General features: G+C 43.6%; 13 protein-coding genes. 9 read left to right on the top strand and 4 right to left on the bottom strand.

What is annotated here, in order from left to right; translation table 11 throughout:
- Positions 1-567, bottom strand: a 567-nt coding sequence (locus tag VF500_RS25620) for an isoaspartyl peptidase/L-asparaginase (RefSeq protein ID WP_330862384.1), incomplete at its 3' end; no start/stop codon positions are given.
- 61 nt (positions 568-628) lie between these two features.
- A complete protein-coding gene (locus VF500_RS25615; protein ID WP_330862383.1) occupies positions 629-1,069 on the bottom strand; it encodes a DUF2007 domain-containing protein in 441 nt (146 codons plus the stop codon).
- 55 nt (positions 1,070-1,124) lie between these two features.
- Here VF500_RS25615 and VF500_RS25610 point away from each other — a divergent pair, with 55 nt between their 5' ends.
- The 4 genes from VF500_RS25610 (at position 1,125) to VF500_RS25595 (ending at position 3,614) form a co-directional block, all read left to right on the top strand.
- Complete coding sequence (locus VF500_RS25610; protein ID WP_330862382.1) at positions 1,125-2,072, top strand: YafY family protein; 948 nt, start codon at positions 1,125-1,127, stop codon at positions 2,070-2,072.
- A 123-nt stretch (positions 2,073-2,195) separates the two neighbouring features.
- Positions 2,196-2,651, top strand: a complete 456-nt coding sequence (locus VF500_RS25605; protein ID WP_330862381.1) for an EVE domain-containing protein — start codon at positions 2,196-2,198, stop codon at positions 2,649-2,651.
- A complete protein-coding gene (locus VF500_RS25600; protein WP_330862380.1) occupies positions 2,639-3,061 on the top strand; it encodes an SRPBCC family protein in 423 nt (140 codons plus the stop codon). Before VF500_RS25605 ends, VF500_RS25600 begins: the two co-directional genes overlap by 13 nt.
- Positions 3,062-3,155: 94 nt before the next feature.
- A complete protein-coding gene (locus VF500_RS25595; protein ID WP_330862379.1) occupies positions 3,156-3,614 on the top strand; it encodes a GyrI-like domain-containing protein in 459 nt (152 codons plus the stop codon).
- A gap of 147 nt (positions 3,615-3,761) precedes the next feature.
- Here the strand turns inward: VF500_RS25595 and VF500_RS25590 are convergent, their stop codons facing one another.
- Positions 3,762-5,096, bottom strand: a complete 1,335-nt coding sequence (locus VF500_RS25590; protein ID WP_330862378.1) for a dihydroorotase — start codon at positions 5,094-5,096, stop codon at positions 3,762-3,764.
- A gap of 111 nt (positions 5,097-5,207) precedes the next feature.
- Positions 5,208-5,624, bottom strand: a complete 417-nt coding sequence (locus VF500_RS25585; RefSeq protein ID WP_330862377.1) for a helix-turn-helix domain-containing protein — start codon at positions 5,622-5,624, stop codon at positions 5,208-5,210.
- An 80-nt stretch (positions 5,625-5,704) separates the two neighbouring features.
- Here VF500_RS25585 and VF500_RS25580 point away from each other — a divergent pair, with 80 nt between their 5' ends.
- From VF500_RS25580 to VF500_RS25560, 5 genes are all read left to right on the top strand, one after another.
- The gene (locus VF500_RS25580; RefSeq protein WP_330862376.1) at positions 5,705-6,589 is read left to right on the top strand and encodes an NmrA family NAD(P)-binding protein; all 885 of its coding nucleotides are present in this window, start codon (positions 5,705-5,707) and stop codon (positions 6,587-6,589) included.
- Between the two features lie 324 nt (positions 6,590-6,913).
- Positions 6,914-8,266 (top strand): DEAD/DEAH box helicase, encoded by a 1,353-nt coding sequence (locus VF500_RS25575; protein ID WP_330862375.1) that lies wholly within the window; start codon positions 6,914-6,916, stop codon positions 8,264-8,266.
- Between the two features lie 8 nt (positions 8,267-8,274).
- Positions 8,275-8,541 (top strand): hypothetical protein, encoded by a 267-nt coding sequence (locus VF500_RS25570; RefSeq protein WP_243480996.1) that lies wholly within the window; start codon positions 8,275-8,277, stop codon positions 8,539-8,541.
- A gap of 8 nt (positions 8,542-8,549) precedes the next feature.
- Positions 8,550-8,882: a gliding motility protein GldC gene (gldC, locus tag VF500_RS25565; RefSeq protein ID WP_110585089.1), complete on the top strand. Its 333-nt coding sequence runs from the start codon at positions 8,550-8,552 to the stop codon at positions 8,880-8,882.
- Positions 8,883-8,892: 10 nt separating this feature from the next.
- Positions 8,893-9,330 carry a hypothetical protein gene (locus VF500_RS25560; RefSeq protein WP_330862374.1) on the top strand — a complete coding sequence of 146 codons (438 nt, stop codon included), beginning with the start codon at positions 8,893-8,895 and terminating at the stop codon, positions 9,328-9,330.
- Positions 9,331-9,359 lie beyond the last annotated feature (29 nt).

Raw genomic sequence — 9,359 nt, 5'->3', positions numbered from 1 at the left:
ATTGCCCGGTTTACCGCCGTTTTCGATATTCATAACGGGGCTGTACTGAGCTTTTTTAAGCCACTCCTTCCAGATCTTTTCTGTTTCGGGGGTTAGCAGTTTTTCTTTTTTCATACCCTGCTCAACGGCAAACTGGGTAGCACCTTCGCCAACCAGCATTACGTGAGGGGTTTTCTCCATAACCAAACGGGCTACCGAAATAGGATGGGCTATATTCTCCATGGCAGCTACCGAGCCGCAGTTGCCAAACTCGTCCATGATACATGAGTCGAGGGTTACATGTCCGTCACGATCGGGCAAGCCGGTGCGGCCAACGGTATGGTTGGTAATATCTTCGGCTTCGGGGATACGGGCACCTGTTTCAATGGCGTCAAGTGCGCGTCCTCCGGCTGATAATACTTTCCAGGCACCTTTGTTAGCTATGATGCCAAAATCCCAGGTGGAGATAACGATAGGATAACCGCCTTCGGGTTTAGCAATGACAGTTTTTGCTATGGCAGATTTAGAAAGCGCTGCAAATGAAGCACCTGCGGCGGATAATTTGATGAACTTACGGCGGTTGTACATAGCGCTAATATATAAAAAACAGCTATAAAAACCGTTTGGTTATGGCTGGATGACCGTTGTGCTATTCAAAATCGCGCTGGCAGTTAAAACAATGCCATGCTTTGCGGCTGTAAAACGGAAATATCATCAATAAAAATGAAACGATGGCCGTAAACCAGTGAACCTTTTTCTCGGTTGCCGAGCCATAACGTACGTTGGTTGAGCCACAGTATGGACAAATAACAGCGTTAAGCGTTTCGTCGTCAATTTCTATATGGTCCTGGTCATGCAGGTCGCCTTCAGCGGCTAAAATTTCACGGCAGCGTTCCAGGTCGCGTTCAAATATTTTTAGCTTGATGCCACCCACGGCTTGGTTATAAAGCGGGTTGGAACCGATGGTGTTTTCATCAGCAATAAAGCAGGGAATACCATAACCCTCCAGTTTGCTGCGGATGATATGTGCCAGCATAACATCGTAATAGGTTTCAAACGTTATGATCTTTTCTTCGGGTTGAACAGCCATAGTTGTAGATAAATATTGATCAAAGGTAAATTGTTTTTTGTTTAATTTGGACGCCATGAACCGCATCGACCGAATATCAGCCATTTTGATCCAACTACAATCACGCCGGGTGGTGAAAGCCGGCGATATTGCCGATAGGTTCAACATCAGTCTGCGTACCGTTTACCGCGATATCAAAACGCTTGAGGAAGCAGGTATTCCATTGATAGGTGAGGCAGGTGTTGGCTACTCCATTATGGATGGTTACCGACTGCCCCCGGTTATGTTTACGCGCGAGGAAGCCACCGCTTTTTTAACTGCCGAAAAATTTGTTGAAAAACTTACCGATACTTCAACCATGGCGCAGTATCAATCGGCCATGTATAAGGTGCGGGCTATTCTCAAATCATCCGAAAAGGATGCTTTGGAAAATCTTGATGGGAGCATCGAGGTGCTCAAAAGTCATAGCCAAAAACGAGCCGGAAGTACCGATCATATCCAAACCATATTGGATTGTATCGTGTGCAAAAAGATCATGTGCATTGACTATTTCGCAGCCCACTCGCAGGAAAATACCAAACGCGATGTGGAGCCGGTAGGTGTGTTTTTTCTGGATAGTTTCTGGCACCTGATAGCTTACTGCCGCCTCCGCAATGACTACCGCGATTTTCGATTAGACCGTATTAAAAAGCTTGCGGTAACGGATAAAAGTTATGTTAACAGCAAACACCCTACGCTAAAAGATTACATTGATAAAATGGCCTGCGAAAAGCAGCTTGAGCAGGTGGTGATCAAAGTTGACAAAGAGATCCATAGCTATTTGGATCATCAAAAATATTATGGTGGTTTTGTGTCGGAAAAAACTATCGGCAATAAAATTGAGATGACTTTCCTTACCATGTCCATTGAAGGTTTTGCCCGCTGGTATATGACCTTTGGAGATCGTGCCGAGATCATCAAGCCAGATACCCTGCTGCAGCGCGTACGGGAGATTACCGTAGCTATCAGCCAAAAAATAAATTAATTTTCATTTGCTTTTTTCCTGCTGACATAAGGTTGTCACCAGCGCATTGTTACTTTGTTTCATCATAGCAAGGGCGGGGCTTTTATTGGTCATGTTTTTGCGGGTAATTTAAACCATACACTTATGAAACATTGGATAATAGTAGTATCAAAAGATCACATTAGCCGGGGTATTTCCGGGGGCTTTATTCAGGCTAATCATGGTAAGCTTGCACCGCTTAAACGTATGGCGGTTGGCGACTGGGTAGCGGTATATTCTCCTAAACAAAAAATGAACGGCGATGAACCTTTGCGGGCCTTTACTGCCATTGGCCAGGTAAGGGATGAAGATATCTATCAAAAGCAAATGGCTATTGATTTTACGCCTTATCGCCGCAATGTAAATTACTATGAATGTGCCGAAGCGCCGATAGTCCCGATGATTGACGAGCTTGATTTTATCACCAATAAAAAGGCATGGGGTTACAACTTCAGGTTTGGTTTTTTTGAAGTTCCCGGCACTGATTTTGAAAAGATAAAAGAGCAGATGATAACCGAAGATAAACCACTACTAAATAAAGCTACATTATGGAAAAACTAACAGTAAACGTGCAGGTAAAATTTAAAGCACCGATGGCCAAAGTATGGCAGGGCCTTACCGATCCTACACTGGTAAAAGAGTACTTTTTTGGTACCGATCTCGAGTCGAGCTGGAGGGTAGGGGAGCCTATTAAATTCAGCGGAGAATGGAACGGGCATAAGTACGAAGATCACGGGACCATACTCGATATTGATCCGGGGACATTTGTAAAATACAGCTATTGGAGCAGTATGAGCGGTACCGAAGACAAGCCCGAAAACTATGCCAACATCACCTACAACTTAACCGAGAATAATGGTGAAACCGAGCTTACCGTTACCCAGGATAATGTTAAAAATGGGGAAGCCAAAGTACATTCGGAGCAAAATTGGACAGGGCTTTTTGAGGAATTGAGAAAACTGATTGAGTAACTGGAACGGTAAACTTATGATTTATATAAACAGTATAATTATTTGTTTAAAAGTTAATTATATATCGCTATAACAAATAGTAATAGCCCCTAATATGGATAAAATAATAATGAAAGGCTTCTTTTTAGTCGGAATTTCGGTGCGCACCACAAATCAGAACGGACAGGCGATGAAAGACATTGGCGGCCTCTGGAATTGGTTCATGAGTGAGCACGTTTTGCAGCAGGTTGTAAACCGCCTTAGCGATGATATTTATTGTGTGTACACCGATTACGAAAGCGATAAGGATGGCTTTTATACCACCGTACTTGGGTGCAGGGTAGCCACTAAAGATAATATCCCTGAAGGGCTGATCTGTATTACCGTACCTCCCGGAAATTATAACCGCTATGTAGCCAAAGGTGCACTGCCACAGTCGGTAGGAGAAACCTGGCACCAGATCTGGACAAGTGATATCGACAGGAAATATATTGCTGATTTTGACGTGTATGGCGATAGATCGCAGAATCCAGCTGATGCTGAAGTAGAGGTTTTTGTTGGGGTGAATGGATGATATTATAACCGCGTCATTGCGAGGCACGAAGCAATCCCCGATTAGCAGGTCGAGAAGAAATCGTAAATAAAAAAAGGGAAGAAGCAAAAGCTTTTTCCCTTCCAGAAAATTCTGTAAACCCTAAAGTTTTGTAAATTCAGATCCTGATTACCGGCTAAAAGTCAATCGCTTGCCAGCTTTACCTTCAATAAGCTTTCCGTTAGCATAAGCCAAATTGCCTGATATCAATGTATAAGCTACCTGGGAGCGGAAGGTATTACCTTCAAATGGGCTCCAGTTGCACTTATATAAGATGTTGTTTTTGTTTACGTTCCAGGGTTTGTTTAAGTTAACCAGTACTAAATCGGCCCAATAGCCTTCGCGGATAAAGCCTCGTTTTTCTATTTGGAAAAGGATGGCTACGTTATGCGCCATTTTTTCTACTATTTGTTCAAGGCTGATCTTGCCGTGGTGGTACAACTCTAACATGGCCGGTAAAGCATGCTGAACCAATGGGCCTCCTGATGGTGCCTGCAGGTAAGGTTGCTCTTTTTCTTCGATGGTATGCGGGGCATGATCGGTAGCAATAACATCAATGCTGCCATCCAATACTGCTTTTAAAATTCCATCGCGGTCGGCTTCTGTTTTTACTGCGGGGTTCCACTTAATATAGTTGCCTTTTGTTTCGTAATCGGCATCGGTAAACCATAGGTGATGGATGCAGGCCTCGGCAGTAATGAGTTTATCTTTTAACGGCGTTGTGTTGTCAAAAAGATGTGTTTCGCGCTCAGTAGAAATATGTAAAATATGCAGGCGTGTGTTGTGTTTTTTTGCGAGCTCAATAGCCATTGATGACGACAAATAACAAGCCTCTGCACTCCTGATTTTAGGGTGCAAACGCACCGGGATATTTTCACCAAGCAGTTGTTTATAGTGGGCAAGATTGCTCTTGATCGTAGCCTCATCTTCGCAGTGAGTAGCGATCAGCGTGGGTGCTTGTGCGAAGAGTTTTTCGAGGGTGTTGGGATCGTCAACCAGCATGTTTCCGGTAGAGGATCCCATGAACACTTTAATACCGCAAACCTTGCTGATATCGGTACGCAAAACCTCATCTAAATTGTTATTGGAGGCACCCATGAAGAACGAATAATTAGCCAGCGAATTTCGAGATGCGATCTGGTATTTATCCTCCAATAATTCCTGTGTTAGGGTGTTGGGTACGGTGTTCGGCATCTCCATAAATGAGGTGATCCCACCGGCTACAGCAGCCCTTGACTCGGTATAAATATCGGCTTTGTAAGTCAAACCCGGCTCACGAAAATGTACCTGGTCATCAATGCAACCGGGGAGTAAATGCAGGCCTTCGGCGTTAATAACTTCGTCGGCTTGTTGATCAATTACTGAGTCGATACGATCTATCAAACCATCTTTGATCAATACATCGGCAACGTATTGTTTATGCTCGTTAACTATGGTGGCTGCTTTTATCAGGATTGTAGACATGGGTTTGATTTCGGATTTGGGGTTTTCGATTTCGGATTTATTTATAATAATTATAACAGGTCAAACTTACGAAGTTTTTAAAACTTCGTAAGTTTCGGCTTAGAACAGCAATTACATTCCGGCAAATGCTTCCTCAGTAGGGAACTCACCTAAACTTCTGTAAATGGCTTTGCCATTTGCTTCGCTATCTTCAACAGCCCATTTAGACATGGCATACATCACCGGCCGTAAACCCATGCCAGTATCGCTTAGCCGGTAGCTTACGTAAGGCGGCACAACTGGTTTGGATTCCCTAATGATGATACCGTCTGCTTCCAACTGTTTCAAGTGTTGGATCAGCATTTTTTCGGTAATGGCCGGGATAGATTTTTTTAGTTCGCTGTAACGTTTGCTGCCTTTTAACAGGTGAAATAAAATAATGGGCTTCCAATACCCACCTATGCGTTCCATGACATAAGTCACCGGGCATTCATTAAAAGCGGCTTGCTTGTTTTCCTGTATGGTTGAGCTTTCTTTTATCGCAGTCATGATGATACATACTTTAGGGTAAGTACTTGTAAAAAAGTAAGTGTAAAAATACCTTTGTCATCAACAAAAAACAAGTAATCATGAAAATTATAGTAACAGGTTCAACAGGTAATATAAGCAAACCGTTAACACAAACTTTGGTTGCCGCAGGGCATAACGTAACAGTGGTCAGCAGCAGTGCAGATAAAGTAGCAGACATTGAAGCGCTGGGCGCTAAAGCAGCAATTGGTTCACTGACCGATGCCGATTTTTTAACCGAAACATTTACCGGTGCCGATGCTCTTTATGCTATGGTGCCGCCAAGCTTTAGCGCTGAAAGTTTAAGAGCATATCAAAATGAAACCGGTAAAAGCTATGCGGAAGCTATCAAACGGTCAGGCATAAAAAAGGTGGTTGCGTTAAGCAGTATCGGTGCACATTTAGATAGCGGAGTTGGCCCGATAAAAGGGATCCATGATGTTGAAGGTATTTTGAGCGGGCTGGATGGCGTAGCCGTGAAATTTATCCGCGCGCCGTTCTTTTACATCAATTTTTACAGCAACATTCCGCTTATTAAACAGCAGGGGATCATCGGCTCAAACTACCCGGCAGATGCAAGACTGATCATGGTACATCCTACAGATATCGCAGCGGCAGTCGCCGAAGAATTGCAGCAGGATTTTAGCGGTAAAAGCGTTCGCTACATTGTAAGCGATGACTCAACAACCGGTGAGGTAGCCGCTGTTTTAGGCGAGGCTATTGGTAAACCAGGCTTACCGTGGATTGAATTTACCGATGAGCAGCTTGCGGAAGGCTTGCTGCAGGCAGGCGTTCCGCCCGAAATGACCCGTAATTTTGTAGAGATGGGCACCGCAGTACGGAGTGCAAAAATTTGGGAAGATTATGATAAGCATAAACCTGCCACAGTCGGCAAGGTCAGTTTGGCCGATTTTGCTAAGGAGTTTACCGCTGTGTATAATGCCTAAACCATAAAACGTTTTATGGTCTAAAAGCCACATAAAAGAAAACGTCATTGCGAGGCACGAAGCAATCCCCGACTTGCAGAGCCACTCTGTATAGTTCGCTATTGCTTCGTGCCTCGCAATGACGCTTTGTGATTTATGTTTTTTTCTTGGTTCTTGACTCTTGATTTCTTGTATCTCTTTTAAAACTCCTGATTTCCTGCTTCTCTATTAAATCATTAGTCTTGTCTCCTGACTCTTGTTCTCTTGACTCTCCAAACTAATTTCCTGACATCGCCATGTTTTGGGTAATTGTTCCTACTTCAACAAAAAGCCTATCTTTGCGGCATGGCAGTAACCTTTGAAGATTTTAAATTTAACCGGCAAATTTTGAACGCGATAGCCGATGCCGGTTATACCGAAGCTACGCCTATCCAGCAAAAGGCTATTCCGCCGATTATGAACGGGCAGGATGTGATGGGTATAGCGCAAACCGGCACCGGTAAAACGGCAGCTTATGTGTTGCCTATTATCATGAAGCTGAAATATGCCCAGGGCGATCATGCCCGTGCGCTGATCATTTCGCCTACCCGCGAGCTGGCCATGCAGATAGAAGAGAACGTGAAAATATTTGCTGCCAATACCGATTTGCGTGTAGTTGTGCTTTATGGAGGCTTAGGGCCCAAAACACAAATTGAACAGATCAATAAAGGTGTTGATATCATTGTAGCATCTCCGGGCCGGTTCATGGATATTTATCTTGCCGGGCATATCGTAACCAAAACATTGCAGGTATTGGTTTTGGATGAGGCCGATAAAATGATGGATATGGGCTTTATGCCCCAGATAAACCGGATCCTGGAAGTTGTGCCTGTGAAAAGGCAAAACCTGCTTTTTTCGGCTACGATGAGTGAAAAGGTGCACCAGCTTTCGGCCAATTTCCTGGAGTTCCCTACGGTTATTGAGGTTACCCCACAAGCTACGCCGGCACAAACGGTTAACCAGCACTTATACCATGTGCCCAATATCAAAACCAAAATAAACCTGCTTAAAAAACTGCTCGACATTGAGGGCGACATTACCAAGCTGATCGTGTTTTGTAAAACACGTGCTGTGGCCGAAGATGTTTATAAATTCCTGACCCGTAAATACGGGGAGCAGGAGGTGAAGGTACTGCATGCTAACAAAGGGCAAAACACACGGATCAACTCCATCAATTCGTTTAAAAACGATGAGGTGAAAATATTGGTGGCTACGGATGTGGCATCGCGCGGTATTGATGTAAGTGATGTAAGCCACGTGATTAATTTTGATGTGCCTGTAGTTTTTGAGGATTATGTACACAGGATCGGCCGTACGGGGCGTGCCCTGCAATCAGGCGAGGCGATTACTTTTTGCACCCCATCTGAGGAATACTATGTAGGCAAAATAGAAAAGCTCATCAAACAAACCATCCCGGTTGAAAAGATTCCCGATGATGTGTTTATGGAGGAAACTCCTTACGAAGAACGCCAGGAGCAGGCCAAAGAGATCGATTTGCAAAAGCGTAAGGAAGATCCTGACTTTAAGGGGGCCTTCCACGAAAAGAAATCCCTCAATCAGCGCAAAAAATTTGATGCCAATAAAGATAAAGCCAAATATGGCTCAAAGGCAGCAAGGCAGGGTTCCGGCCGATCATCTAAAAGCAAAAAAAGACACTAAGCCAATCAATGAAATTCAGATTTACCCCTTTAAACCTTTTTACCGCTTTTTTGGTAGCGGTAGCTGCCTATGTTTTTATTTACGGGGCCGGTATAGCCGGGCGACCGCTTGAACACTGGGGTGGTACCATTGGCTGGATCTTTTTGTTGTTTGCCTTTGTGGTTTTTGTGATCGATATCATGTTCCGCAACTTTTTTATTGAAACCAAAAAAATATGGATGGTGGAGACTTTCTTCATCGTCCTGGTTATAATTATATTCTTACTTGTTAAATAAAAATTGAAATGAAAACCGCTGAAATAAAGCTTACCGTTACGCTTGATGATAATAACGTTCCTGAGCATATCCTTTGGGAATCAACCGACTCGAACAACAAAGAAGCGTTGCCTGTAAAATCAATGATGCTTGCCCTTTGGGACCAAAGCTATAAAAACACCCTGCGTATTGACCTTTGGACAAAAGATATGCCTGTTGATGAAATGAAACGCTTTTTTTACGAGACCCTGCAAACCATGGGCGACAGCTTTTTACGCGCAACAGGCGAAAAGAACATTGTTGAAGATCTGCGCGACTATTGTGCCCACTTTGCCGACAAAATGGAGATAACTCAAAAATAACAACCTAAATATGCGCCTTAGCTCAATTTTATCATTTGTAGGTTTTGCCCTGCTATTTGCGGCAACCTATTGCCCTTTACTGCGGGTATTCCACGTAACCAGCTGGAATATTTATAAGCTTAACCAACCTTATGGCCTGGTACTTTTATTGGTAGCTGTTGTTGGCATCATTGTATCGTTCCTTAACCAGGCAAAAATTATGCGTGTTGCCGCATGGCTGTCGCTGGTGCTTGTGGTGCTGCTGTTGGTTGCCGCTATTTTTAAAGTTAATTCGGCATTCAGCTTTATTCCGTTCAAGGGTGTCAATAAATTTTTAACAAGCCAGCTTAAATTTCAATGGGGCTGGTATGTGATGTTTGCTGGTCCGATTTTAGCTTTAATTGGTGCTTTAAGCGGCAAACCAAAGGTTTTTATACCAACAGCTACAGATACTACAGCAGTAAATTAATATTCCCGGTGTGTTTAAAAAAAGCTGTG

The sequence above is a fragment of the Mucilaginibacter sp. genome (genome assembly GCF_036383575.1).
Taxonomy (GTDB): domain Bacteria; phylum Bacteroidota; class Bacteroidia; order Sphingobacteriales; family Sphingobacteriaceae; genus Mucilaginibacter.
This window is presented reverse-complemented; position numbering and strand designations above follow the sequence as displayed.

Coding starts and splice junctions, on each gene's coding strand:
- gldC (WP_110585089.1), top strand. CDS start 8,550: ATGAAAACCGCTGAAATAAAGCTTACCGTTACGCTTGATGATAATAAC.
- VF500_RS25575 (WP_330862375.1), top strand. CDS start 6,914: ATGGCAGTAACCTTTGAAGATTTTAAATTTAACCGGCAAATTTTGAAC.
- VF500_RS25610 (WP_330862382.1), top strand. CDS start 1,125: ATGAACCGCATCGACCGAATATCAGCCATTTTGATCCAACTACAATCA.
- VF500_RS25560 (WP_330862374.1), top strand. CDS start 8,893: ATGCGCCTTAGCTCAATTTTATCATTTGTAGGTTTTGCCCTGCTATTT.
- VF500_RS25585 (WP_330862377.1), bottom strand. CDS start 5,624: ATGACTGCGATAAAAGAAAGCTCAACCATACAGGAAAACAAGCAAGCC.
- VF500_RS25590 (WP_330862378.1), bottom strand. CDS start 5,096: ATGTCTACAATCCTGATAAAAGCAGCCACCATAGTTAACGAGCATAAA.
- VF500_RS25570 (WP_243480996.1), top strand. CDS start 8,275: ATGAAATTCAGATTTACCCCTTTAAACCTTTTTACCGCTTTTTTGGTA.
- VF500_RS25615 (WP_330862383.1), bottom strand. CDS start 1,069: ATGGCTGTTCAACCCGAAGAAAAGATCATAACGTTTGAAACCTATTAC.
- VF500_RS25605 (WP_330862381.1), top strand. CDS start 2,196: ATGAAACATTGGATAATAGTAGTATCAAAAGATCACATTAGCCGGGGT.
- VF500_RS25600 (WP_330862380.1), top strand. CDS start 2,639: ATGGAAAAACTAACAGTAAACGTGCAGGTAAAATTTAAAGCACCGATG.
- VF500_RS25580 (WP_330862376.1), top strand. CDS start 5,705: ATGAAAATTATAGTAACAGGTTCAACAGGTAATATAAGCAAACCGTTA.
- VF500_RS25595 (WP_330862379.1), top strand. CDS start 3,156: ATGGATAAAATAATAATGAAAGGCTTCTTTTTAGTCGGAATTTCGGTG.